Annotated in this window: 22 protein-coding genes and 4 tRNA genes; 14 read left to right on the top strand and 12 right to left on the bottom strand. The window is 70.4% G+C overall.

Annotated elements, in window-relative coordinates; genetic code table 11:
- The first annotated feature begins 61 nt into the window (after positions 1-61).
- The 4 genes from purD to ABKA17_RS45735 all read left to right on the top strand — a co-directional run bounded on the left by purD (position 62) and on the right by ABKA17_RS45735 (position 6200).
- On the top strand, positions 62-1315 hold the full coding sequence (gene purD, locus ABKA17_RS45750) for a phosphoribosylamine--glycine ligase (protein WP_353698382.1): 1254 nt from the start codon (positions 62-64) through the stop codon (positions 1313-1315).
- 356 nt (positions 1316-1671) lie between these two features.
- The gene (locus ABKA17_RS45745) at positions 1672-3462 is read left to right on the top strand and encodes a M48 family metalloprotease (protein WP_353698395.1); all 1791 of its coding nucleotides are present in this window, start codon (positions 1672-1674) and stop codon (positions 3460-3462) included.
- 218 nt (positions 3463-3680) lie between these two features.
- Entirely contained in the window at positions 3681-5207 is a 1527-nt protein-coding gene (locus tag ABKA17_RS45740; RefSeq protein WP_353698381.1) for a N,N-dimethylformamidase beta subunit family domain-containing protein, read from the top strand.
- Positions 5208-5300: 93 nt separating this feature from the next.
- Positions 5301-6200 carry a phosphoribosylaminoimidazolesuccinocarboxamide synthase gene (locus ABKA17_RS45735; protein ID WP_353698380.1) on the top strand — a complete coding sequence of 300 codons (900 nt, stop codon included), beginning with the start codon at positions 5301-5303 and terminating at the stop codon, positions 6198-6200.
- 42 nt (positions 6201-6242) lie between these two features.
- Here ABKA17_RS45735 and ABKA17_RS45730 read toward each other — a convergent pair.
- The 8 genes from ABKA17_RS45730 to ABKA17_RS45695 all read right to left on the bottom strand — a co-directional run bounded on the left by ABKA17_RS45730 (position 6243) and on the right by ABKA17_RS45695 (position 10697).
- Positions 6243-6318 (bottom strand) — tRNA-Gly (locus tag ABKA17_RS45730).
- A gap of 22 nt (positions 6319-6340) precedes the next feature.
- Positions 6341-6949, bottom strand: coding sequence for a response regulator (locus tag ABKA17_RS45725; protein ID WP_353698379.1), 609 nt, complete (start codon positions 6947-6949; stop codon positions 6341-6343).
- Complete coding sequence (locus tag ABKA17_RS45720; protein ID WP_353698378.1) at positions 6946-8163, bottom strand: sensor histidine kinase; 1218 nt, start codon at positions 8161-8163, stop codon at positions 6946-6948. The genes ABKA17_RS45725 and ABKA17_RS45720 overlap by 4 nt, the downstream gene beginning before the upstream one ends.
- Positions 8164-8180: 17 nt before the next feature.
- Positions 8181-8960, bottom strand: a complete 780-nt coding sequence (locus ABKA17_RS45715) for an ABC transporter permease (RefSeq protein ID WP_353698377.1) — start codon at positions 8958-8960, stop codon at positions 8181-8183.
- Positions 8957-9892 (bottom strand): ABC transporter ATP-binding protein, encoded by a 936-nt coding sequence (locus ABKA17_RS45710; protein ID WP_353698376.1) that lies wholly within the window; start codon positions 9890-9892, stop codon positions 8957-8959. The genes ABKA17_RS45715 and ABKA17_RS45710 overlap by 4 nt, the downstream gene beginning before the upstream one ends.
- Before the next feature lie 138 nt (positions 9893-10030).
- A tRNA-Gly gene (locus tag ABKA17_RS45705) sits at positions 10031-10103 on the bottom strand.
- 80 nt (positions 10104-10183) lie between these two features.
- Positions 10184-10255 (bottom strand) — tRNA-Gly (locus ABKA17_RS45700).
- A gap of 124 nt (positions 10256-10379) precedes the next feature.
- Positions 10380-10697, bottom strand: a complete 318-nt coding sequence (locus tag ABKA17_RS45695) for a histone-like nucleoid-structuring protein Lsr2 (RefSeq protein ID WP_353698375.1) — start codon at positions 10695-10697, stop codon at positions 10380-10382.
- A 292-nt stretch (positions 10698-10989) separates the two neighbouring features.
- Between ABKA17_RS45695 and purS the strand changes: the two genes are divergently transcribed.
- From purS to purM, 8 genes are all read left to right on the top strand, one after another.
- Entirely contained in the window at positions 10990-11253 is a 264-nt protein-coding gene (gene purS / locus ABKA17_RS45690; protein WP_015659417.1) for a phosphoribosylformylglycinamidine synthase subunit PurS, read from the top strand.
- Complete coding sequence (purQ, locus tag ABKA17_RS45685; RefSeq protein WP_353698374.1) at positions 11250-11930, top strand: phosphoribosylformylglycinamidine synthase subunit PurQ; 681 nt, start codon at positions 11250-11252, stop codon at positions 11928-11930. The genes purS and purQ overlap by 4 nt, the downstream gene beginning before the upstream one ends.
- A complete protein-coding gene (gene purL / locus ABKA17_RS45680) occupies positions 11927-14185 on the top strand; it encodes a phosphoribosylformylglycinamidine synthase subunit PurL (protein WP_353698373.1) in 2259 nt (752 codons plus the stop codon). The genes purQ and purL overlap by 4 nt, the downstream gene beginning before the upstream one ends.
- 99 nt (positions 14186-14284) lie before the next feature.
- Entirely contained in the window at positions 14285-15436 is a 1152-nt protein-coding gene (locus tag ABKA17_RS45675) for a hypothetical protein (protein ID WP_353698372.1), read from the top strand.
- A gap of 65 nt (positions 15437-15501) precedes the next feature.
- Positions 15502-16299 carry a maleylpyruvate isomerase family mycothiol-dependent enzyme gene (locus ABKA17_RS45670; RefSeq protein ID WP_353698371.1) on the top strand — a complete coding sequence of 266 codons (798 nt, stop codon included), beginning with the start codon at positions 15502-15504 and terminating at the stop codon, positions 16297-16299.
- A gap of 59 nt (positions 16300-16358) precedes the next feature.
- A complete protein-coding gene (locus tag ABKA17_RS45665) occupies positions 16359-17270 on the top strand; it encodes an META domain-containing protein (RefSeq protein ID WP_353698370.1) in 912 nt (303 codons plus the stop codon).
- A gap of 57 nt (positions 17271-17327) precedes the next feature.
- Positions 17328-18857 (top strand): amidophosphoribosyltransferase, encoded by a 1530-nt coding sequence (gene purF / locus ABKA17_RS45660; RefSeq protein WP_353698369.1) that lies wholly within the window; start codon positions 17328-17330, stop codon positions 18855-18857.
- Positions 18858-18891: 34 nt separating this feature from the next.
- Entirely contained in the window at positions 18892-19968 is a 1077-nt protein-coding gene (gene purM, locus ABKA17_RS45655) for a phosphoribosylformylglycinamidine cyclo-ligase (protein WP_353698368.1), read from the top strand.
- A gap of 75 nt (positions 19969-20043) precedes the next feature.
- On the opposite strand, the gene ABKA17_RS45650 is transcribed toward purM, so the two are convergent.
- Both ABKA17_RS45650 and ABKA17_RS45645 read right to left on the bottom strand, forming a co-directional pair.
- Entirely contained in the window at positions 20044-20301 is a 258-nt protein-coding gene (locus ABKA17_RS45650; RefSeq protein WP_046259662.1) for a DUF3073 domain-containing protein, read from the bottom strand.
- Between the two features lie 297 nt (positions 20302-20598).
- Positions 20599-21696, bottom strand: coding sequence for a Leu/Phe/Val dehydrogenase (locus tag ABKA17_RS45645; RefSeq protein WP_353698367.1), 1098 nt, complete (start codon positions 21694-21696; stop codon positions 20599-20601).
- Positions 21697-21918: 222 nt separating this feature from the next.
- Here ABKA17_RS45645 and ABKA17_RS45640 point away from each other — a divergent pair, with 222 nt between their 5' ends.
- On the top strand, positions 21919-22761 hold the full coding sequence (locus ABKA17_RS45640; protein ID WP_353698366.1) for a DUF8083 family protein: 843 nt from the start codon (positions 21919-21921) through the stop codon (positions 22759-22761).
- 548 nt (positions 22762-23309) lie between these two features.
- Positions 23310-23516: a developmental transcriptional regulator BldC gene (gene bldC, locus ABKA17_RS45635; protein WP_003949541.1), complete on the top strand. Its 207-nt coding sequence runs from the start codon at positions 23310-23312 to the stop codon at positions 23514-23516.
- A 472-nt stretch (positions 23517-23988) separates the two neighbouring features.
- Here bldC and ABKA17_RS45630 read toward each other — a convergent pair whose 3' ends face one another.
- Together ABKA17_RS45630 and ABKA17_RS45625 are read right to left on the bottom strand one after the other, a co-directional pair.
- A complete protein-coding gene (locus ABKA17_RS45630) occupies positions 23989-24180 on the bottom strand; it encodes a DUF6274 family protein (RefSeq protein WP_353698365.1) in 192 nt (63 codons plus the stop codon).
- 525 nt (positions 24181-24705) lie between these two features.
- Positions 24706-24780: transfer RNA gene (locus tag ABKA17_RS45625), tRNA-Asp, on the bottom strand.
- Positions 24781-24837: the final 57 nt, after the last annotated feature.

The raw sequence follows: 24837 nt of genomic DNA, 5'->3' as shown, positions 1-24837 counted from the left end.
CCCCGCCCCCCTTCAGCAACCCGCACAATTCACCGAGCCCCCGGCCGGTTACGCTGACCCCGTGAAGGTCCTCGTCATCGGCAGCGGCGCCCGCGAACACGCCCTGTGCCACTCCCTGTCCCTCGACCCCGACGTCACGGCGCTGCACTGCGCTCCCGGCAACGCCGGCATCGCCGAGGTCGCCGAGCTGCACGGGGTCGACGCCCTGGACGGCACGGCCGTCGCCGCGCTGGCCACCGAGCTCGGCGCCGAGCTCGTGATCGTAGGCCCGGAGGCACCGCTCGTGGCGGGCGTCGCCGACGCCGTGCGCGAGGTCGGCATCCCGGTCTTCGGCCCCTCCGGGGAGGCCGCGCAGCTCGAGGGCTCCAAGGCCTTCGCGAAGGACGTGATGGCGGGGGCCGGCGTCCCCACCGCGCGCTCCTACGTCTGCACGACCCCCGAGGAGGTCGACGAGGCTCTCGACGCCTTCGGCGCCCCCTACGTCGTCAAGGACGACGGGCTCGCCGCCGGCAAGGGCGTCGTCGTCACCCCCGACCTCGAGGCGGCCCGGGCGCACGCGAACTCCTGCGAGCGCGTCGTCATCGAGGAGTTCCTCGACGGCCCCGAGGTCTCCCTCTTCGCCGTCACCGACGGCGAGACCGTCGTCCCGCTCCAGCCCGCCCAGGACTTCAAGCGCGCGCTCGACGGCGACGAGGGCCCGAACACCGGCGGCATGGGGGCGTACTCCCCGCTGCCGTGGGCCGACCCGAAGCTGGTCGAGGAGGTCCTCCAGACCGTCCTCCAGCCGACCGTCGACGAGATGCGCCGCCGTGGCACGCCCTTCTCCGGGCTTCTCTACGCCGGTCTCGCGATCACCAGCCGTGGCGTACGGGTCATCGAGTTCAACGCCCGCTTCGGCGACCCCGAGACCCAGGTGGTACTGGCCCGCCTCAAGACGCCCCTCGCGGGTCTGCTGCTGGCCGCCGCCAAGGGCGAGCTCGCCGATCTGCCGCCGCTGCGCTGGAGCGACGAGGCCGCGGTCACCGTGGTCGTCGCCTCGCACAACTACCCCGGCACCCCGCGCACCGGCGACCCGATCACCGGCCTCGACGAGGTGGCCGCCGAGGACGCCCCGCACGCGTACGTCCTGCACGCCGGCACCAAGCACGACGGCGACGCCGTGGTCAGCGCGGGCGGCCGCGTCCTGTCCGTCACGGCGACCGGCAAGGACCTGAACGAGGCCCGCGACCGCGCGTACCGAGCGGTCGGCCGTATCCGCCTCGACGGCTCCCAGCACCGCACGGACATCGCCGCGAAGGCGGCCGCGGAAGCCTGAGAAACCGTCCGCCGATGAACCCCGCGGGCCCCGAATCCGTCTCTGGATTCGGGGCCCGCCCCTTTTGTGTGACTGTGAACGCGACCACGTACGTGACTGAATTCGAGTCAAGATCCCAGGCCTGATCCTCGCTGTCCGTCATCCACCTTTCCCCAAAGCCATTCCATCGAGTGACCGATGCCTTTTCCGGCTGACGTGGGCCGGGGCCCCAACTAGGGTGCGGCGCAAGCGTTCCGGCACTTGGCCCACCGGCATTGCGATGTCAGTGGTGGGTGCCACAGTGGGGGAGTGAGCAACGCCAGGACAGCCAGGCAGCCAGGACAGCAGCGAGGAGGTGGCACCCGGTCGTGACCGGTATGGGTGGAGAGGCGGGGGCACAGGCCGCGCGCTCCTGGGCGCTCGCCGTACTGCGCATCCGCAGCCGTGCGCTCGCTGTCGCGCTGTTGCCGGCGGCCGTCGCCGTGGTGCTGTACGCCGGAGGCTCGACCGGCCACCTCACGGGCCCCGGCTGGCACGCCGCCCGCTGGGTCGTCACCCCGGTCGCCGCCCTCGTCCTGCTGGCCGCCGCCGGCATCGCCCTGGTCGTGGCCCGTGCCCGACCCGCCATGAGCCCGACGGTCCCGATCGCCGAGGAGTCGGCCCCGGACCTGTACCGCATGGTGCGCGACCTCGCCGACCGCCTCGACGTGCCCGCACCGTCCGCGATAGCGCTCACCCCGGACTGCGACAGCTGGCTGGAGGACCGCACCCACCCGTCGCACGGCCCGCCCAAGCAGGAGGACCGCGACGAGCTCACGGGCGCCCGTGGCCCGAGGCGTACGACCGCGGCGCCGGTCCTGGTCATCGGCTCCCCGTTCCTGTGGTGGATGCGGGTCGGCGAGCTGCGTGCCGTCCTCGCCCCGGTCGTCGCCGGTACCGGCCCCTCGGCCCACCCCGACATAGCCGCGGCCCGTCGTTTCGTCCGCGGCCTGGACGCCGCGGTGGCCGTGTCCTCGGCGTCCGGCCGCTGCCCGGCGACCCGCGTGGTGTGCGCCGGCGTCGGCTGGGTGGCCCGGCTGCTGCTGCACAGCGTCCGCGAGCACGCCTCCCAGATGGAGCGCGGAGTCGCCGCGGCCGCCGCCGAGCGCGCACAGGCCGTGGACTACGGCCTGCGGATCGTCGCCCAGGAACAGGTGGGCCTGGCGTACGCCGGCTGGGACCGCCTCCTGACCCGCGTAGCGCTCCCCGCCTGGCGGATGGGCCGCTGGCCCTCCCGTCTGGACGCGGGCGTGGTCGCGGCCCTCACCGAACTGTCCCGCCGGGACCGCCTGGCCGAAGGCTTCGCCTCCCGCCTGGGCGAGCGTCCCGCCTGCGACCTCCTGGAAGAACCCGGCGCGATCGACGAGGCCACCTCGCTCCTGGCCGCCCGGCTCTTCCACGGCGGCCCGGCGGAGTCCGGCCCGGAGTGGTCCCCGGTCGACTGGCAGGAGTACCCGGACGAGGTCGTGGACCGGAAGTGGCGCCTCGACGCCGCCCGCCTCCACCGCGTCCTGGACGCCCAGGGAGTCCGCCGCACCCCCGAGACCCCGGCCCCGGAATCCGACGCCCCGACCCTGTCGAGAGTCCTGGACCACCTCTCGACCCCCCACGCCGGCGAGCCCACCCCGACGGCACCCCAGCCGACCCCGCCCGAACCCGAGCCCGCCGAACCCGAGCCCTTCGAGCCCAAGCCCAAGTCCGATCCCGAGCTCGACTACGAGAACGACCCCGAGCCCGAGTTCGAAAACGAACGCACGGCCACCCTCGCCGCAGCCCTCACCGCGGAGCTGGCCCGGGAAGAAGCGGCCGCCCCCGCCCCCCAGAGCCCCGACACCACGTTCTGGGACGAAGGCTCGCTCCCCCTCTTCCCCCCGCAGGCCCCCCGTACGTCCCGCGAGCTGCTGACCGACCACGTCACCGCCATGGTCTGCTGCGCCGCGATGGACACCGCCGGAGCCACCCCCGGCCTCGACTGGCTCGACGGCCCGACCCTCCTCATCGACGGTGACCGCGCGACCGACCTCGCTCCCGTGGTGCTCAGCCTCGTCGAGGACGGCGACCCGGCCCCGCTGCGCGCATGGCTGCTGGAGTCCGGGATACGCCCGGAGAAGCCGGTCCGGCTCGTCTGAGCCCTGCCTCGGCGGCCCCTTCCTTATTGGCCTTACTGGAAGCCCCTCGTACTGGAAGCCCTCGTTCCACTTTCGGCGAATTCGCAACGAATAGTGACAGCGTGCGTGCGTAATGTGATGTGCTGGGACCGATCGAGCACATGGCAAGGGCTTGCGACATAAGACAGACGTCCAGACGTCCGCACGAACACACGGGGGCACGAGGGAGGGGAGCAGCCATGGGGTCGGAGCAGATCCGCCGCTGGGAGTCGGGAGCGCTGGCGCACGCGGTGACGGACCCCTTCGGCCAGGGCCCCGTCCCCTGGCTCCGCGGCGACGAGACGTACTTCGACGACACGGGCCAGGTCGTCCCCTGGTACGTGGAAGGCGCCCAACACCCCGGCACAGCCACACCCGCCCCCGGCCAACGCGCCGCAGGCCGCGGCACCCCCCGCGTCCCCGCCCCCCGATCCGCCGGAGGCCCCCGCGCCGCGGACGACGTCCGCCGGCAGATCAAGGGCTTCACCTCGACCGGCGCGGTCGCCCCCGGCGAGGCCATCGACTTCCACATCACGGTCGACCCGCCCCAGGAGTTCGCCGTCGACGTCTACCGCATCGGCCACTACGGCGGCGACGGCGCGGCGAAGATCACCACCAGCCCCCGTCTGTCCGGCATCGTCCAGCCCCCGCCGCTCACCGCGGACCGTACGGTCTCCTGTCACCACTGGTGGCTGAGCTGGCGCCTCCAGATCCCGTCCTTCTGGAGCATCGGGGCGTACGTGGCCGTGCTCACCACCGCCGACGGCTACCGCTCGCACGTCCCCTTCACCGTCCGCCACGACCATCCGGCGGACCTGCTCCTGCTGCTGCCGGACGTCACCTGGCAGGCGTACAACCTCTACCCGGAGGACGGCCGTACGGGCGCCAGCCTGTACCACGCCTGGGACGACGACGGCCGGCTGCTGGGCGAGTCGGACGCGGCCACGACCGTCTCCTTCGACCGCCCGTACGCGGGCGCAGGCCTGCCCCTCCATGTGGGCCACGCCTACGACTTCATCCGCTTCGCCGAGCGCTACGGCTACGACCTCGCCTACGCCGACGCCCGCGACCTGCACTCCGGCCGGGTCGACCCCACCCGTTACCGCGGCCTGGTCTTCCCCGGCCACGACGAGTACTGGTCGGTGAACATGCGCCGGACCGTGGAGCGGGCCCGCGACCACGGCACCTCGCTGGTCTTCCTCTCCGCCAACACCATGTACTGGCAGGTGGAGTTGGGCCCGTCCCCGTCCGGCGTCCCCGACCGCCTGCTGACCTGCCGCAAGCGCAGGGGCCCGGGCCGTCCGGTCCTGTGGCGCGAGATCGACCGCCCCGAACAGCAGGTGGTCGGCATCCAGTACGCGGGCCGTGTCCCCGACCCCGCCCCCCTGATCGTCCGCAACGCCGACCACTGGCTCTGGGAGGCCACCGGCACTCATGAGGGCGACGAGATCGAGGGCCTGGTGGCGGGCGAGGCCGACCGCTACTTCCCGCGCACCCCGCTCCCCGAGCACGACGACCGCATCCTGCTCGCCCACTCCCCGTACCCCGACACCGAGGGCACCCTCCGTCACCAGGAGACCTCCCTCTACCGCGCCCCCTCGGGCGCCCTGGTCTTCGCGTCCGGCACCTTCGCGTGGTCCCCGTCCCTGGACCGCCCCGGACATGTCGACCCCCGCGTCCAGCGCGCCACGGCCAACCTGCTGGACCACATCTGCAAGCGCGACTGACGTCACATACCCGCAGGCCACAGACCCGCTGTCCGAGACCGGCCGCCCATACGGGACAATCGAGCCACTTGGACAGAACCACGGGGAGGAACCGTGTCCGGATTCGTAGAAAAGCCCGAGCCGATCCAGGTTCCGGGCCTGGTGCATCTCCACACCGGCAAGGTGCGCGAGCTGTACCAGAACGAGGCGGGCGACCTCGTGATGGTCGCCAGCGACCGTATCTCCGCCTTCGACTGGGTGTTGCCGACGGAGATCCCCGACAAGGGCCGGGTCCTCACCCAGCTCTCCCTGTGGTGGTTCGACCAGATCGCCGACCTGATGCCGAACCACGTCCTGGGCACCGATCTGCCCGAGGGCGCCCCGGCCGACTGGGCGGGCCGCACCCTCGTCTGCAAGTCGCTCCAGATGGTCCCCGTGGAGGCCGTGGCCCGCGGCTACCTCACCGGCTCGGGCCTCACGGAGTACAACGAGTCCCGCACCGTCTGCGGTCTCGCCCTCCCCGAGGGTCTGACCGACGGCAGCGAGCTGCCCGCGCCGATCTTCACCCCGGCGACCAAGGCCGCGGTCGGCGACCACGACGAGAACGTCTCCTACGAGGAGGTGGCTCGCCAGGTCGGCGCCGACACCGCCGCCCGGCTGCGCCAGGCGACCCTCGCCGTGTACTCCCGGGGCCGGGACATCGCCCGTGACCGGGGCATCATCCTCGCGGACACGAAGTTCGAGTTCGGCTTCGACGGCGACACGCTGGTCATCGCCGACGAGGTCCTCACCCCGGACTCGTCCCGCTTCTGGCCGTTCGACCAGTGGCAGCCGGGCCGCGCGCAGCCGTCGTACGACAAGCAGTTCGTGCGGGACTGGCTGACCTCGGCGGAGTCGGGCTGGGACCGGAAGAGCGAGCAGCCCCCGCCGGCGCTGCCGCAGGAGGTCGTGGACGCGACCCGCGCCAAGTACGTCGAGGCGTACGAGCGTCTGACGGGCACGAGCTGGAGCTGACCCCATGACAAAGGCCCCGGTCGATGACCGGGGCCTTTGATCTGGAGCGAACGACGAGGTTCGAACTCGCGACCTCAACCTTGGCAAGGTTGCGCTCTACCAACTGAGCTACGTTCGCATGCGCCGTGGCGCGAGAACCACTATACCCAACCTCGCTCCCGCGCGAGCCGCACCGCCGCGTGCCGGTTCTCCGCCCCGAGTTTCGACACCGCAGACGACAGGTAGTTCCGTACGGTCCCCTGTGACAGCGCGGCCCGCTCGGCGATCTCCGCGACCGGGGCCCCGTCGGCGGCCAGTTCCAGCACTTCGGCCTCGCGCGAGGTCAGTGGCGAGTCCCCGGCGGAGATCGCGTCGGCGGCCAACTCGGGGTCGACGTAGCGGTTTCCGCCGTGCACCGTGCGGATGATCTCCGCGAGCCGCTGCGCGCTGACCGTCTTCGGGACGAACCCGCGCACACCGGCCGCCAGGGCCCGCTTGAGATGCCCGGGCCGGCCGTGGCTGGTCACGATCAGCACCTTGCAGTCGGGCAGTTCGGTGCGCAGCGATGTGGCGACCCTCACACCGTCCGCGCCGGGCATCTGGAGATCCAGTACGGCCACGTCGGGAGCGTGCGCCTTCGCCATGGCCAGCGCCTCGGGGCCGGAGGCGGCCTCGGCGACGATCGTGAGGTCGTCCTCCAGCGCGAGCAGCGCCGCAAGGGCGCCCCGGATCAGATGCTCGTCGTCGGCGAGCAGCAGCCGCACCGTCATGCCGTGACCTCACTCACGCGCAACGGCACCGAGGCCACCACTCTGAACATCCCGTCTCCCACCGGCCCCGCCTCCAACGTCCCGTCCACCGCCGCCAGCCGTTCCCGCAGTCCGGCCAGCCCCGAGCCGCCCGGACCGGGGGCCGCGACCACCCCGTCGTTCTCCACCGTCAGCACCACGTGCTCGTCGCCCACCCGCACGTCCACCGCGCACCGCCCGGCGTCCCCGTGCCGCAGCACATTCGTCGTCGCCTCCCGCACGACCCACCCGAGCGCCGACTGCACGGCCGACGGCAGCCCGGCCGTCCCCCCGGCCGGCGCGAAGACGCAGGCGATCCCCGCCGCCTCCAACACCCCCTGCGCACCCGTGAGTTCGATGCCGAGGTCGGCCTCCCGATAGCCCCGTACGACATCCCGCACCTCGCGCTGCGACTCCTGCGCGATCCGCTGCACCTCGACCATCTGCTCCTCGGCCTCGGGCCGTCCACGCCGCGCCAGCTGTACGGCGAGCTCGCTCTTCAACGCGATCACGGCGAGGTTGCGCCCCATGACGTCGTGCAGATCGCGCCCGAACCGCAGCCGCTCCTCGGCGACCGCGAGCCGGGCCCGGGTCTCGCGGGCCTCGTCGAGCTCGTAGACGGCGTTGAGCAGCCAGACGGAGAAGGCGGAGGTGAAGGCGAGGAACCCGCCGCCGAGGAACACCACCAGCACGCTGATCACCGCGGTGGGAGTGGGCCGGCCCGCGAACGACACGATCCCCGCCCCGACGGCGAAGCCCGTGACGACGGAGTACATGCGCCGCCGGCTGCGCACCCCGAGGGCGCTGGTGCCCGCCCCGAAGATCAGCACCACGGCGAAGACCGAGCCGGCCGCGGTGTCGACGTCGTCCCCGCCAGGTCCGTGCTCCGCGACCACGATCGCGGCGACGGCGACCGCCGCGGTGAGCGCGCCGAGCATCCACAGCATGTGGACGGGCTGCTCACGGCTGCCGAGCGTCCAGTCCAGCGCCCGCGCCGCGGTCACGGCACAGGCCACGGAGTGCACCGCCACCAGCAGCGCCAGCGAGAGCGCGAGCCAGAGCGACAGCGCTCCGAACAGCGGCAGCGACACCGAGACGAGCTCGATCAGCGCGAAGAAGTGGAACGACCACCGCGTGTACGTCTCGACCTTGGCCGGTGTGCTCTTGCGCCGCCACCAGCCCCCCGAACCGCTCATCTCCCCGCTCCCCGTGCTCAGCGCCGCGGTTCCCATCGGAACCACCGTCGTACAGCAAACACGCCCAGCGTGGCCCAGGCCAGCGCCGTCAGGGTGGCGCCGAGCGCCTCGTACGCCGAGAGGTCCCCGGTCCAGCCGCCGCGCACCAGCGTGATCACCGGGGTGAGCGGCAGCAGTTCGCACACCGAGGCCATCCGGTCGGGCAGCACCTCGAGCGGCACCGTGATGCCGGAGCCCAGCATCGAGATGAGCATCAGCGGCAGGCCGGTGACCTGCGCGCTCTCCACGGTCCGGGTGAAGCTCGCGGTGACGGCGGCCAGGGTCGCGCAGATCACCAGGCCGAGGAGCAGCCCCAGGACGGCGAGCGCCACCGCCTTCGGCGCCGCCACGTCGAGCAGGACCGAGCAGCCGGCCGCGAGGAGGATCGACTGGAGGAGGCTCGTGACGACGGCCGGCAGCGTGGCCCCGGCCAGGATCTCCACATCCCGCAGCTCCCCGGTGCGCAGCCGCTTGAGGACGAGTTCCTCGCGTCGCCCGACGAAGACGCCGATGAGCGCGGTGTAGACCGCGAAGAGCAGCGAGAAGCCGATGGCGGCGGGCAGCAGCACCAGGCCCACGGTCAGTCCCGACTCCCCGAGGTCCATGTCCTGGATGGCCGCCTTCACGCTGAACGGCAGCACCAGTGGCAGGAACATCGCGGAGAAGACCATTCCCCGGCTCCGCAGGAACAGCGTCAGCTCGGCCCGTCCGAGCGCCGAGATCCGCCCGGCCGGCGTGCTCAGAGTCGTCCCGCTCATGCCACCCGCTCCTTCGTCTGCACCTTCTCGGCGATCCCGAGGAACGCCTCCTCCAGCGAGGCCGACCGCACATCCAGCCCCCGTAGCTCGACCCCCGCCCCCGAGGCCCACACCAGCACCCCCGTCGCCGCCCGCTGCAACTCCCGCGTCCGCAGCCGTACGACCCGGCCGTCGACCTCGTGGGACAGCACCCCCAGCTCCCCGAGCGGCGGCAGATCGCCCACGAAGTACCCCTCGGGCAGCTCGAAGGAGATCCGCGAGGGCTGTCCCGCGGTCACCTCGGCCGGTGTCCCGGCGACCGCGATCCGCCCCTCGTGCAGGATCGCGAGCCGGTCGGCGAGGCCCTCGGCCTCCTCCAGGTAGTGCGTGGTCAGCAGCACGGTCGTACCGCCGTCGCGCAGTGCCCGCACCAGCTCCCAGGTGTCCCGTCGCCCTTCGGCGTCGAGCCCGGTCGTCGGCTCGTCCAGGAACAGCACCTCCGGGTCGCCGAGCAGCGCGAGTGCCAGGTCCAGCCGCCGCCGCTCACCCCCGGACAGCTGCTTCACCCGTACGCCGGCCCGCCGCGCGAGCCCGACGAGTTCCAGCGCCTCCAGCGGCGGCCGCGCCCCGCTGACGCACCCGGCCCACATCCGGGCGGTCTCGAGGACGGTCAGCTCGGACGGGAATCCGCCCTCCTGGAGCATCACGCCGGTCCGCGACCGTACGGCGGACCGCTCCTCGTAGGGATCGTGCCCGAGCACCCGCACCCGGCCCCCGGCCGGACGGGCGAGCCCCTCCAGCAGCTCCACCGTCGATGTCTTGCCGGCCCCGTTGGTGCCGAGCAGCGCGAAGACCTCGCCGCGTGCCACGGAGAAGCTGATCCCGCGGACCGCTTCGAACCCGCCCCCGTAGACGCGTCGCAGGTCGGTGACCTCAATCACGTTCGTGTTCATGGTTCAAGCATCTCGGCGCCCGCGGCCCGGAAGCAGTGCGCGCTGTCATCACTCGGCATGACAAATGTCAGACGCCACACAGCATGGCCGCACGCATGAAAAAGCCCCCCGGTTGAACCCGGGGGGCTTTGAATCAAGAGCGAACGACGAGGTTCGAACTCGCGACCTCAACCTTGGCAAGGTTGCGCTCTACCAACTGAGCTACGTTCGCACTGCATCCGACCGGCTCTCACCGATCGGCGCGAGCACCAGCCTACCTGATCCACAACAGTGGCCAGACCGGCGGTGCAGAGCGGGTGACAGGAATTGCACACTGCGCCTTCCCCCTGGAAGGGGGATGTTCTGCTACTGAACTACACCCGCATGTACTCCGTGGGCTGGGCTTTTCCGTCCCCGCCCCTCGGCGTGCTCCAGACTCTAGCTGACCGGGTGGGGTGCAACGCAAGTCGGTTGTCCTGAGGGGCGGGTGACCCGGCGTCGGCCAGGGCTACTGGGCCTCGGCGAACGCCTCGTAGACCTTCTTGGGGATCCGCCCGCGGGCCGGGACGTCCATCTTGTTCGCCTGGGCCCAGGCGCGGACCGCCGCCGGGTCGGGAGCGACCTCGGTCTGCTTGTACGCCTTGCCCGACCTCGACCGCTTGCGGCCGGCGTCCACGTAGGGCTCGAGCGCCTTACGCAGTTTCTTGGCATTCGCTTGATTCAGGTCGATCTCGTACGACTTGCCATCGAGTCCGAAGGCGATCGTTTCCGCCGCTTCCGAGCCGTCGATGTCGTCAAAGAGAGTGACCACGACCTTCTGCGCCACGAATATCGGTCCCTTCGTACGGCACTTGCCAATTCATTTGTACAGTGCCCGACAATGCAATGGGAAGCCCGACTAAATCCTTCCGCGTGTCCGAGCGCAATAGGTATCGGGTGTCGATCGCGGATCTTTCCCGGAAATTTTCGTGAACACGGCCGTCGATACCCGATCGTGACGGCGGTCACGTAGTTTCCTACAAGTCAACGCGCGTAGAAATTTTGTGCGGGTAGTCTGAAGACACCTGTTGGAAGAGACCCGCAGGAACCTTGCTCAGCACCACACACCGGGAGTGCCAGTGGCACGCGTCGTAGTCGACGTCATGCTCAAGCCGGAGATCCTCGACCCCCAGGGCCAGGCGGTGCAGCGCGCACTGCCGCGTCTGGGTTTCGAAGGCATCTCCGACGTACGTCAGGGAAAGCGATTCGAACTGGAAGTTGACGGGCCGGTCGACGAGGCCGCGCTCGCCCGCATCCACGATCTTGCGGAATCCTTCCTCGCCAACACCGTGATCGAGGACTTCACCGTGAAGGTGGAAGAAGTCGCGGAGGCCGCGAAGTGACCGCTCGTATTGGCGTCGTCACTTTCCCCGGCAGCCTCGACGACCGGGACACCCAGCGCGCGATCCGCCTCGCGGGCGCCGAACCGGTCGCCCTCTGGCACAAGGACAAGAACCTCCACCAGGTCGACGCGGTCGTCCTCCCGGGTGGTTTCTCCTACGGCGACTATCTGCGGGCCGGCGCCATCTCCCGCTTCTCGCCCGTGATGGAGACGGTCATCGAGCAGGCCAAGGCGGGACTCCCGGTCCTCGGTATCTGCAACGGCTTCCAGATCCTCACCGAGGCCCACCTCCTCCCGGGCGGGATGCTCGGCAACGACCACCTCCACTTCATCTGCCGCGACCAGAAGCTGCGGGTGGAGAACACCTCCAGCGCCTGGACGGTCGACTACAGCGCGGGCCAGGAGATCCACATCCCGCTGAAGAACATGGACGGCCGGTACGTCGCCGACGAGTACACCCTCGACAAGCTCGAGGCCGAGGGCCGCGTCGCCTTCCGGTACGTGGACTTCAACCCCAACGGCTCGCTCCGTGACATCGCCGGCATCACCAACGAGGCCGGGAACGTCGTAGGCCTCATGCCGCACCCGGAGCACGCCGTCGAGCCGCTCATCGGCTCCAGCCGCACCGACGGCCTCCCCTTCTTCACCTCGATCCTCAAGAAGCTGGTCAACGCATGAGCCGGACGCCTCTGGACACGGTCGAGCACGCGGCCGCGACCCCCGACGTCGAGCTGCCCTGGGCCGAACTCGGTCTGAAGAAGGACGAGTACGAGCGCGTGGTCGAGATCCTCGGCCGCCGGCCCACCGGTGCCGAGCTCGCCATGTACTCGGTCATGTGGTCCGAGCACTGCTCGTACAAGTCCTCCAAGGTCCACCTCCGCCAGTTCGGCGAGAAGGCCCCGCAGAGCGACGCCCTCCTCGTCGGCATCGGCGAGAACGCGGGTGTGGTGGACGTCGGTCAGGGCTACGCGGTCACCTTCAAGGTCGAGTCGCACAACCACCCGTCGTACGTCGAGCCCTACCAGGGCGCGGCCACCGGCGTCGGCGGCATCGTCCGCGACATCATCGCGATGGGCGCCCGCCCGGTCGCCGTCGTGGACCCGCTGCGGTTCGGCGCGGCCGACCACCCCGACACCAAGCGCGTGCTCCCGGGTGTCGTGGCCGGCATCGGCGGCTACGGCAACTGCCTGGGCCTGCCCAACATCGGCGGCGAGGTCGTCTTCGACTCCTGCTACCAGGGCAACCCGCTGGTCAACGCCGGTGCCATCGGCGTCATGCGGCACGAGGACATCCACCTCGCGAAGGCGTCCGGCGCGGGCAACAAGGTCATCCTGTACGGGGCCCGGACCGGCGGCGACGGCATCGGCGGCGCGTCGATCCTCGCGTCCGAGACCTTCGACGACGCCAAGCCCTCCAAGCGCCCCGCCGTCCAGGTCGGCGACCCCTTCCAGGAGAAGCTCCTCATCGAGTGCACCCTGGAGGCCTTCAAGGAGAAGCTGGTCGTCGGCATCCAGGACCTCGGCGCCGCCGGTCTCTCCTGCGCCACCTCCGAGCTGGCCTCGAACGGCTCCGGCGGCATGCGCGTCACGCTGGACGACGTACCGCTGCGCGACTCCACGCTCTCGCCCGAGGAAATCCTCATGAGCGAGTCGCAGGAACGCATGTGCGCGGTCGTGGAGCCGGCGAAGGTCGAGCGGTTCCTGGAGATCTGCGACAAGTGGGACGTCATCGCCACCGTCATCGGTGAGGTCACCGACGGCGACCGGCTGGAGATCTTCTGGCACGGCGGCAAGATCGTCGACGTCGACCCGCGCACGGTCGCGCACGACGGCCCGGTCTACGAGCGCCCCTACGCCCGCCCGTCCTGGCAGGACGAGCTCCAGGCCGATGACGCCAACAAGCTTCCCCGGCCCGCCACTTCGGACGAACTGAAGCAGCAGGTCCTGAAGCTCGTCGCGTCCCCCAACCAGGCCTCCAAGAAGTGGATCACGTCCCAGTACGACCACTTCGTACAGGGCAACACGGTGCTGGCCCAGCCCGAGGACTCGGGCATGATCCGCATCGACGAGGAGACCGGCCTCGGCGTCGCCATCGCCACGGACGGCAACGGCCGGTACGCCAAGCTGGACCCGTACGCGGGCGCCCAGTTGGCGCTCTCGGAGGCGTACCGCAACGTGGCGACAACCGGCGCAAAGCCGCTCGCCGTCTCGGACTGCCTGAACTTCGGTTCGCCCGAGGACCCGGCCGTCATGTGGCAGTTCGCGGAGGCCATCCGTGGACTGGCCGACGCCTGCCAGCAGTTGGGCACCCCGGTGACCGGCGGCAACGTCTCGCTCTACAACCAGACGGGCGAGGTCGCCATCCACCCGACCCCCGTGGTCGCGGTCCTGGGCGTCATCGACGATGTCGCCCGCCGCACCCCGGTCGCCTTCCAGGAGGAGGGCCAGCTGCTGTACCTCCTCGGCGACACGCGTGAGGAGTTCGGCGGTTCGGCCTGGTCCCAGGTCGTCCACGACCACCTCGGCGGTCTGCCGCCCAAGGTCGACCTGGAGCGCGAGCGCCTGCTCGCCGAGATCCTCATCTCGGCCTCCCGCGACGGCATGATCGACTCCGCGCACGACCTCTCCGACGGCGGTCTGATCCAGGCGGTCGTGGAGTCGGCGCTGCTCGGCGGCAAGGGCGCCCGCCTGATCGTCCCGGACGGTCTGGACGCCTTCACCCTCCTCTTCTCCGAGTCGGCGGGACGCGCGGTTGTCGCCGTGCCGCGCTCCGAGGAGGTCCGCTTCAACGACATGTGCGGCGCTCGGGGTCTGCCCGTCACCCGCATCGGTGTCGTGGACGGGGAGACGGTCGAGCTCCAGGGCGAGTTCGAGCTGTCCCTGGAGGAGCTGCGCAAGGCGCACGAGGAGACGATCCCGGCGCTGCTCGCGTAGTCGGTGACACACCTGTGAAGGCCCCGGCCGTCTCGACGGCCGGGGCCTTCACGCGTGCTAACTTCTGGCGATCATCGGTGAGTTCGGGGGAGTGGATCGGTGAAGGTCCCGGCGCGCATACGCCCGTCCGTCAACACCCTGCTCTGTCTGGCCGCGGTCGCCGGAGCCGGCTGGAGCGGGACGGTGCTGTGGGACGAGTGGCGGACGTACCGGGCCGTCGGAGCGGGCTGCGCCGACCTCGTGCCGGTCCGCGAGGTGCGCGGCATGGACCACGCCGACCCGGTGCTGCGCAACCGCGACTCCCTGGACCCGGACGCCCTGCCCTCCGGCTGCCTGATCCAGAACGCGGGCGCGGACGGCGAGAAGTACGGCCCCTGGCTGTTCCAGCTGCTGGTCGACGAGGCCCCCGAGACCGTGGTGGCCCGGCCCTCCGCCGAACTGCCCGAACGCTTCGCCCGGCTCGACGTCCCGATCGGCAACGGCGTGCCCGGGTTCGCGGGCCCCAACAGGACGACCGTCCGCCTCGACTGCCCCCAAGAGCGCAACGTCGACGTCACCGCCTCCGCCGCCTACACCGGCATGGCCTCGTACTACCCGAAGCCGGCCACCTCGGGCGACCGCGCCCGGATGGCGAGGATCGCGGTGACCGCGGCCAACCGCCTCGCCCCGAGGCTGGGTTGCTCGAAGGTGCCGGCCGCACCGGATCTCGCCGCCGCGCCCCGCTTCTCCGACGCCTCGCACACCGAGGGCACCTGCGCCTGGTACCGGCCACAGCGGCAGGCCCGACAGCACCTGGCCTGGCTGCCCGACGAGGCGATGGGCGCCCCGGTCGACCGGCACGTCCGGCAGGAGCGGTGCGCGCTGCGCCTGAGCACGGACAGCGCCCGCCGGCTCTTCGACGAGGCCTACACCGACACCGACGACGCCCCGCCCACCGCGGACGACCTGTGGTGGGCGGACGTACAGACCTTCTACGACCAGGACGTGTACATCGGCTCCACCGGCTCGACGAAGGCCACCGACACCCCCCTGGCCCCCGGCACCGCGGGCCGCTACCCGGACACCGCCCTGTGGTGGGCCACGTCCGTCTGCGACGCCCGCCCGGCGGTCCACGTCCTACGCGTCGACTACGGCTACGACTCCCTGCGCGCCGCCCCCCACGTCGAACAGCTCTTCCGGTCCTACGTCACCGACGTGGCCGCCCGCAGGGGCTGCACCGACCTGGAGTTCCCGACCGACTTCACCCGCTGACCGGCACCGGTGCCCGCGGGGTACGCCCGCGAGGCCGGCCTGGTCCTCGTCCTAGGCTGACCCCCATGCCCCCGGCCAAGAAGCGCGCCCGCACCTACGACCCCGCCAAGATCCGCACCGCGGTGCTCACCCAGTTCGGGCACGTGCGCCGGGCCGTGGGGACGCTGACCGACGAGCAGCTCGCGCGGCCCACGCGCCTCGGTGACTGGACCGTCCGCGACCTGGCCGCGCACATCACGATGGCCGTCGAGACCGTCAGCCGGAACATCGAACGGGACGAGCCGGCGAAGGCGGGGCTCACCCTCCTGGAGTGGCCCTTCGCCACCGCGGCCCGCGCCGAGGGCATCTCCGAGGACACCCTGGCCCTCGCCGGGGCCCACCCCGACCTGGACGCCCTCTACGCCCGCACCGAGGAACGCGTCACCCGCAAGCTCGCGGAGACCCCCGCCGACCGCCTCCTCGGCACCCGCACCGGCGCCATGACCCTCGCCGACTACCTGGTCACCCGTACCGTCGAACTCGTCGTCCACACCGACGACCTCAACGACGCCGTGCCCGGCCTCGACATCCCCTGCGACCGCCAGGCCCTGGCCGCCTGCACCCGCCTGCTGGCCGACGCCCTCGCCGCGAAGGCGCCGGGCGGCTCGACCGAGGTGCGGATCCCGCCGTACGCCGTGGTCCAGTGCGTCGAGGGCCCCCGGCACACCCGCGGCACCCCGCCCAACGTCGTCGAGACCGACCCGCTGACCTGGATCCGGCTCGCGACCGGGCGGCTGACCTGGGCGGACGCGGTCGAGGACGCCAAGGTCAGCGCGTCCGGCGAACGGGCCGATCTCGGCGGCCTGCTGCCACTCATGGGCTGACGGCACAACAGACCGGTAACGACACCGAACCCATCACCCGCCTCGTGCGTCGAAGAAGCATGAAGCCGACGACACGTATGCGGACGACACGGTTGAAGTACGCCGTCGCGGTCCTCACCGGTACCGCCGTCCTGGCCGCCTGCGGCACGGAGTCCGGGGACCACGGCCGGACGGTCGGAGACGGCGGTGCCAAGACCACGACCGACACCACCGACATCGCGGGCATCCGCTGGGTGCCGCAGAAGGTGACCGTCGACGGCAAGGAGTACACCCTGCCGACGGACGACGAGAACCCCCGGCTCGACGATGCCCACATCACGATCAGGCCCGGCAAGGCCGAACCGGACATCGCAGGCGATGACACCGGCGGCACGGTCGGCTGCAACCACTTCGGCGCCGCCGCGGCGCTCGACGGCGACACCCTGAAGATCACGGACCTCGCCTCGACGGCGATGGCCTGCCACGGCCCTGTGCAGAAGTTCGAGCAGCGCTTCCTGAGTGTCTTCGACGGCACCCTCAAGATCGCAGTCGAGGAGCGCGACGGCACCAAGACCCTCACCCTGACCAGCACCGACGGCGACAGCATCACCCTGAGCGAGGGCACCGCCGAACCGGCCCCGGCCCTCAAGGGCACCCACTGGATCATCGACACCCTGATCTCCGGCAAGGGCGACGACGGCACGGCCCGATCCCTGCCCAAGGGAGTCAAGGCCCACCTCACCCTGGCCGCCGACGGCACCGCGAGCGGCAGCCTCGGCTGCAACACCTTCCGCGGCAAGGCGACGGTCAAGGACGGCACGATCGCGTTCGGGCCGCTCGCCACCACCCGCAAAGTCTGCGCGGGCCCGGAGATGAAGACGGAGCGGGAACTGATCGACATCCTCGCCGGCAAGGTGTCCTACCAGCAGGAACAGCGGAATCTGACCCTGACGGCGGCTTCCGGGGAGGGGCTGGGCGCCCGCGCGAAGTAAGAAAGGCCACTCTCCGCGAATTCGGACCAGTGGACGACCTCGCCTACACTCGGAAACGTGCCACGTGGTGACGGTCGACTCAATCATGATCTGCTCCCCGGCGAGAAAGGCCCCCAGGACGCTTGTGGCGTCTTCGGTGTCTGGGCTCCGGGTGAAGAGGTCGCCAAGCTCACTTACTTCGGGCTCTACGCCCTCCAGCATCGGGGCCAGGAATCCGCGGGTATCGCGGTCAGCAACGGCTCCCAGATCCTCGTCTTCAAGGACATGGGCCTCGTGTCCCAGGTCTTCGACGAGACCTCTCTCGGTTCGCTCCAGGGTCATATCGCGGTCGGTCACGCCCGCTACTCGACCACCGGGGCCTCCGTGTGGGAGAACGCCCAGCCGACCTTCCGTGCCACCGCGCACGGCTCGATCGCGCTCGGCCACAACGGCAACCTGGTCAACACGGCGCAGCTCGCCGAGATGGTCGCCGACCTCCCCAAGGACACCAACGGCCGCTCGACGCGGGTGGCCGCCACCAACGACACCGACCTGCTCACCGCGCTCCTCGCGGCCCAGGTCGACGACGACGGCAAGCCGCTGACCATCGAGGAGGCCTCCCCGAAGGTCCTCCCGCAGGTCCGCGGCGCGTTCTCCCTCGTCTTCATGAACGAGCACACCCTCTACGCCGCCCGTGACCCGCAGGGCATCCGCCCGCTGGTCCTCGGCCGCCTGGAGCGCGGCTGGGTCGTCGCCTCCGAGGGCGCCGCCCTCGACATCTGCGGCGCGAGCTTCGTCCGCGAGATCGAGCCGGGCGAGTTCATCGCCATCGACGAGAACGGCCTGCGCAGCTCCCGATTCGCGGAAGCGAAGCCCAAGGGCTGTGTCTTCGAGTACGTGTATCTGGCCCGCCCCGACACCGACATCGCCGGCCGCAACGTCTACCTCTCCCGCGTGGAGATGGGCCGCAAGCTGGCGAAGGAAGCCCCCGTCGAGGCCGACCTGGTCATAGCGACCCCGGAGTCCGGCACCCCGGCGGCGATCGGCTACGCGGAAGCCTCCGGCATCCCGTTCGGCGCGGGTCTGGTGAAGAACGCCTACGTCGGCCGTACGTTCATCCAGCCCTCGCAGACGATCCGGCAGCTCGGTATCCGCCTCAAGCTGAACCCGCTGAAGGAAGTCATCAAGGGCAAGCGGCTGGTCGTCGTCGACGACTCGATCGTGCGCGGCAACACCCAGCGCGCCCTGGTCCGCATGCTCCGTGAGGCGGGCGCCGCCGAGGTCCACATCCGGATCTCCTCCCCGCCGGTCAAGTGGCCCTGCTTCTTCGGCATCGACTTCGCCACGCGCGCGGAGCTGATCGCCAACGGCATGACCATCGACGAGATCGGCACCTCGCTGGGCGCCGACTCCCTGGCGTACATCTCCATCGACGGCATGATCGAGGCGACCACCATCGCCAAGCCGAACCTGTGCCGCGCCTGCTTCGACGGCGAGTACCCGATGGAGCTCCCCGACCCGGAACTGCTCGGCAAGCAGCTTCTGGAGACCGAGCTGGCCGCGGGTCCCGCCGCCACGGCCGCGGCCGACGCGATCCGTCGCCCGTAAGCCCCGTAGAAAACGAACCGAAAGATCCCAGGCAATGTCTGAGACCACCCCTGTTTCCGGTGCTTCCTACGCGGCTGCCGGCGTCGACATCGAAGCGGGAGACCGCGCCGTAGAGCTCATGAAGGAGTGGGTGAAGAAGACCCAGCGCCCCGAGGTCCTCGGCGGCCTCGGCGGTTTCGCCGGCCTCTTCGACGCCTCCGCCCTCAAGAACTACGAGCGGCCCCTCCTCGCCTCCGCGACCGACGGCGTGGGCACGAAGGTCGACATCGCGCGCCAGTTGGGCGTCTACGACACGATCGGCCACGACCTGGTCGCGATGGTCATGGACGACATCGTGGTGTGCGGCGCCGAGCCGCTGTTCATGACCGACTACATCTGCGTCGGCAAGGTCCACCCCGAGCGCGTCGCCGCCATCGTCAAGGGCATCGCCGAGGGTTGTGTCCTCGCCGGCTGCGCCCTGGTCGGCGGCGAGACGGCCGAGCACCCCGGGCTGCTGGGCCCGGACGACTTCGACGTCGCCGGCGCCGGTACGGGCGTCGTGGAGGCCGACCGGCTGCTGGGCCCGGATCGTATCCGTACGGGTGACGCGGTCATCGCCATGGCGGCGTCCGGTCTTCACTCGAACGGGTACTCGCTCGTCCGGCACGTCCTGCTGAACCAGGCGGGCCTGTCCCTGGACGCCCGGATCGACGAGCTCGGCCGCACCCTCGGCGAGGAGCTCCTGGAGCCCACCAAGATCTACTCGCTGGACTGTCTGGCGCTGACCCGCACCACCGACGTGCACGCGTACAGCCATGTCACGGGAGGCGGTCTCGCGGCCAATCTGGCCCGCGTGATCCCGGACGGGCTGCATGCGATCGTCGACCGCTCCACCTGGACCCCGGCCCCGATCTTCGACCTCGTCGGCAGGACCGGTCAGGTCGAGCGTCTGGAGCTGGAGAAGACCCTGAACATGGGCGTCGGCATGATCGCCATCGTCCCCGAGGAGTCCGCCGACGTGGCCCTGACCACGCTGGCCGACCGTGGGGTCGAGGCATGGATCGCCGGTGAGATCACCGACCGCGGTGACCACACCACGGGTGCGGAGCTGGTCGGCGACTACAGCGCCTGACGTTCGCGAGGGCAGCGCAAAACCCGGTCCGGTGGTGTGGACCACAACCGGACCGGGTGAAGCACAGCTGGAGCGTCAAGCGCCGCGGCGTTGAGACGTGGGACCGGACTCGTCGTCCTCGTCCTCGTCGTCGTCGTTATAGAGATCCGCGTACTGCGAGTACGGGTCGTCTTCTTCGTCTTCGTCATCCTCGAACGGCTCGCCATTCGGCGGCTGGCTCGAAGTCGAAGCGCCCAGCTCATTGGCCAGACGCGACAGGTCAGTCCCGCCGCTGCTGTACTTCAGCTGGCGGGCGACCTTCGTCTGCTTGGCCTTTGCCCGGCCGCGCCCCATGGCTCGACCCCCTCGGATACGGGGCTCGGTGGCCCCAGAGTCTTGACACGCGTTCATGATCTGGAACGGGCTCTCCGCAGAGAGACCGGTCCGTAGGGCTTCCACGGTACCTGAGCCCACGCCCATACGGTACGTCGCCCACAGGACGTGCCTGGACCCAGAACCCTCGGGGTGCCCTGTCCCCGCTGGTCAACCGCGATTTTAACCACTTCTTGGCGGCCGACCCGCCGACGAACGTGAGAGTTCTCTCTAAGTGCCCGCCGACGGGTACCGGCCACGCCGCGCACCGGCGTCGGATCAGCGCGCCCTGCGGGCCTCCGCCGCCTCGTGCATCCGCTGCTCGGCGATCCGGTCGGCCGCCGCGGCCGGCGGGATTCCGTCCGACTTCGCACGTGCGAATATGGCGAGCGTGGTGTCGTAGATCTTCGCCGCCTTCGCCCGGCACCGCTCGAAGTCGAAGCCGTGCAGCTCGTCGGCGACCTGGATGACCCCGCCCGCGTTCACCACGTAGTCCGGCGCGTAGAGGATCCCGCGGTCGGCGAGGTCCTTCTCCACGCCCGGGTGGGCGAGCTGGTTGTTGGCGGCGCCGCAGACCACCTTGGCGGTCAGCGCCGGGACGGTGTCGTCGTTGAGGGCGCCGCCGAGCGCGCAGGGGGCGTAGATGTCGAGGCCCTCGGCGCGGATCAGGGTCGCGGTGTCGGCGACCGCCGTGACGCCCTGCGGGTGCGCCGCGAGGATCCGGCCTACGGCCTCCTCGCGGACGTCCGTGATGAGGACCTCGGCGCCCTCCGCGCGCAGGTGCTCCACCAGGTGGTGGCCGACCTTGCCGACGCCCGCGATGCCGACCTTCCGGCCGGCCAGCGAGGGGCTGCCCCACAGGTGCTGCGCGGAGGCGCGCATGCCCTGGTAGACGCCGAAGGACGTCAGCACGGAGGAGTCGCCGGCGCCGCCGTTCTCGGGGGAACGCCCGGTCGTCCAGCGGCACTCGCGCGCCACGACGTCCATGTCGGCGACGTACGTGCCGACGTCGCACGCGGTGACGTACCGCCCGCCGAGCGAGGCCACGAACCGCCCGTAGGCGAGCAGCAGCTCCTCGGTCTTGATCCGGTCCGGATCGCCGATGATCACGGCCTTGCCGCCGCCGTGGTCCAGTCCGGCCATGGCGTTCTTGTACGACATCCCGCGCGCGAGGTTCAGGGCGTCGGCGACGGCCTCCTCCTCGGTCGCGTACGGGTAGAAGCGGGTGCCGCCGAGGGCGGGGCCCAGCGCGGTGGAGTGGAGGGCGATGACGGCCTTGAGGCCACTGGCGCGGTCCTGGCAGAGCACGACTTGCTCATGACCACCCTGGTCCGAGTGGAACAGGGTGTGCAGGACGCCGGCTGATACGTCGGTCACTGTGGTGACTCCTGGGTAAGTAGCCGCTGTTGGGACCAGCTCCCGTAAGGGTGGCGGGCGCTGTGAGCACGAGATTAGAGCCTGGCTGCCCACGCCCACCTCGCCGTGCTCAGGATCACCCACTCGCGGAGTACGCCCGTGCGACGATTTGCATAGATTTCCGGTCCGTTTGTGAGCGGGTTCCGCAGGTTTTCCCGGCAGTGGGCGGGGGAGGGAGCAGGCGTGCCCAAGGTGTCCTCGGTGGTCGTCCCGTACGCGACCTATCTGCGCGTGTACGAGCCCCTGGCGGCCTTCCCGGAGCCGGAGCGCGGCCACTGGGACCGCTATGCCCGGCGCCCCGACCGTCCCTCGTACCAGGACGAACTGCGCCGCTCCCTGGCCGACTTGCTGCCCACCCCGCCGATCCCGGTGCCGGTGCACGAGAGCGCCGACGCGTTCGTGATCGACGTGGACGGGGTGGTCTGCGTCTGCCCCTGGCGCACCCGGCTGCGCGGCTGGCTGGCGCTCCAGGAGCTGGACGAGGAGCTGCCGAAGCCGGTCCTGGACGCGGTGCTGCCGGAGGTCGTACGGCGGCAGGCGGCGCAGGACCACGAGCGCTGGATGGTCCGCAACCCCGACGCCCGCCCCTGGATCCGCTCCGCGGCCTGGCAGGTGCCGCTGCACTGGTTCGTGCTGGTGGTGGACGAGGAGCGGGCCTTCGACAAGGGCTCCGGCGAGGTGCCGCCGACGCTGCGCTACCGGACGCCGATGGTGCAGGCGAGGCGGCGGGTGGCGCGGGCCCTGCGGACCCTGAAGGACACCATCGACGAGGGGCCGCTCAGCGACGGTCTGGTGGACGTGGGGCGTTGGCTGGAGGAGTTCCATCCGCGCTCGCATGTCGAGCTGGACTACGGCGGCCTGGTGCACACCCTGCCGGCCGGAGAGCTGGAGGACGACCACTCGGCGGCCGACGTCGCCGCGGGCATCGAGGCGTTGCGGCTGGGTGACGGGGCGGCCGCGGGGGAGGCGTACGGGCGGCTCGTGGAGCGGTGGCGGTCGGTTCGGGACCGGCGATCGGCGAACTGAGTGTGCCCCAGGTCACTTTGGTCACGGGGTGACGCGCCTTCGATCACGAACTGACGTTTGACGAGACGCCCGTTTTGGGGTTTCGTCCTCGGTCAAGGTGTCACCAAGTTTCCCCTGATGCTCAACCAACAAGGGACGTAGGTACCGATCCGGGCGTAGGCCTCACGGAGTGTCAAGCGTGACGGACCGCACGTACCCGGCCCTTGCGTCTCTTGCCCCTCCTCATGCCAAAATAGGACAAGGGGCCCGGGGGAGGTTCCGCTTTGGGGGGTCTGATGACTCCTGATCGCTCTGTGACTGATCGTCACAGTGGCGTGACTGTCCGCTATGGCATGGTCCATCGGCCTCTGTCGCCGATGAACACCTGGGGGGCAATTCCATCGGTTTGGCCGACGCGGCTGGACAGATGGTGTAGTTGTAGTGCCGAGGACAAGCCGTTCGTCCTATAACCGACTCGACTCGCGTCCGCCATTTCGGGCAACGCGGGTCAAGGTGCAGAATTTAGAGGAAAGAACCGAGAACGATCGGTTCTCCCGAGGAGGCCGCTCATGACCGCTCGCACCCCTGATGCCGAGCCGCTGCTGACCCCGGCTGAGGTCGCCACGATGTTCCGCGTCGACCCGAAGACGGTCACGCGGTGGGCGAAGGCTGGGAAGCTCACGTCCATCCGTACGCTCGGCGGGCACCGCCGCTACCGCGAGGCGGAGGTCCGCGCACTGCTCGCGGGCATCCCGCAGCAGCGCAGCGAGGCCTGAACCAACTGAATAACGGACAAACCGGCAGGTCCCCCAACGTGCCGAGGCGTCCGTGCCCAAGCTCCAAGCGACGCGGGTTCTGCCCCAACGGAACCCTCGCCCAAGCTCATCCCAGAACTTCACAGGGTGCGTCGTAGATCGCGCTGGACTCCGCCGGGTCCAGCGCGATCTTTTTTGTGCGCCGGGCGGGCCCTGGCATACGGCTCTGTGAGCGGGCTTGTCGGAGTCTGGGGAGGGGTGTCGGATCTCCTGTGGAGTGCCGCTGACGTACCGACGGGTCGGCCTGCGGACTGGTGCAATTGCACATATTAAATTGACCAGTTGTAGGCGAGGTGTAAGTACCGCGGTTTCAGAAACTCATGCGGTGACACCCGTCACATGCCAGGGTCCTTGTTGCCCCTGGCGAGGGTGCGCTAGGGGAGGCGCGCGTTCCACCGTCCCATGTCCGCACGGGCGTTGGGGCCGCCGATGGTCACGCGGTGGTGGGACTTTCGTCCTCGACGGCGTCCTCGGCCACCTCGCCGGCCCGTGGGGCGGAGGCCAGGGCGAGCCGCTGGAGCTGATGGCAGATCGGGCAGTGCCGCGTCAGATGGCGATAGGAGGTGGCGGCCGACAGATGCGCACGGAGCAACGCCCGCGTCTCGTGCCTGACCGAAGCCGCCATACGCCACCTCCAGAGGCCGCACGGGGAACGGGCCCTGGTTTCTGAGTACCGAGCGAATGTGACGCCGTCAAGACGCCGCGTAGCCCCGCCGACCCCGGGGCGCCCCCGGACCCCCATCGGCCTGAACGGCCTCGTCCTCAAGCGCCGGACGGGCTGAATCAGCGGGCCGGCGTCCAAGCGCTAGCTGCACATGAGGAAGGCCCGCAACCTTTGCCGGGTTGCAGGCCTTCCTCTTCGTGCGGTCCTGACGGGATTTGCTGTACCCGATTGCGGCTGTGCCGCGGGCGCGGCCTTCACCTTGACAGGGTGGCGAGCGGGTTGATGTGGGCGGGTGTGAAGAAGGCCCGCAACCTTTGCCGGTTGCGGGCCTTCTCGCTTCGCTGCGGTCCTGACGGGTTTTGCTGTACCCGATTGCGGCTGTGCCGCGGGCGCGGCCTTCACCTTGACAGGGTGGCGAGCGGGTCGGTGTGGGCGGGTACGAAGAAGGCCCGCAACCATTGCCGGGTACGGGCCTTCTTCTTGCTGCGGTCCTGACGGGATTTGAACCCGCGGCCTCCACCTTGACAGGGTGGCGAGCACTCCAAACTGCTCCACAGGACCAGGTTTCGCGGCGCTTATTGCTGCGTTGCGCTGCGAGAAGGACTGTACAGGAGGGTG

Origin of the sequence: Streptomyces sp. RG80 (genome assembly GCF_040446465.1) — a bacterium.
In the GTDB taxonomy this organism is placed as follows: domain Bacteria; phylum Actinomycetota; class Actinomycetes; order Streptomycetales; family Streptomycetaceae; genus Streptomyces.
This window is presented reverse-complemented; position numbering and strand designations above follow the sequence as displayed.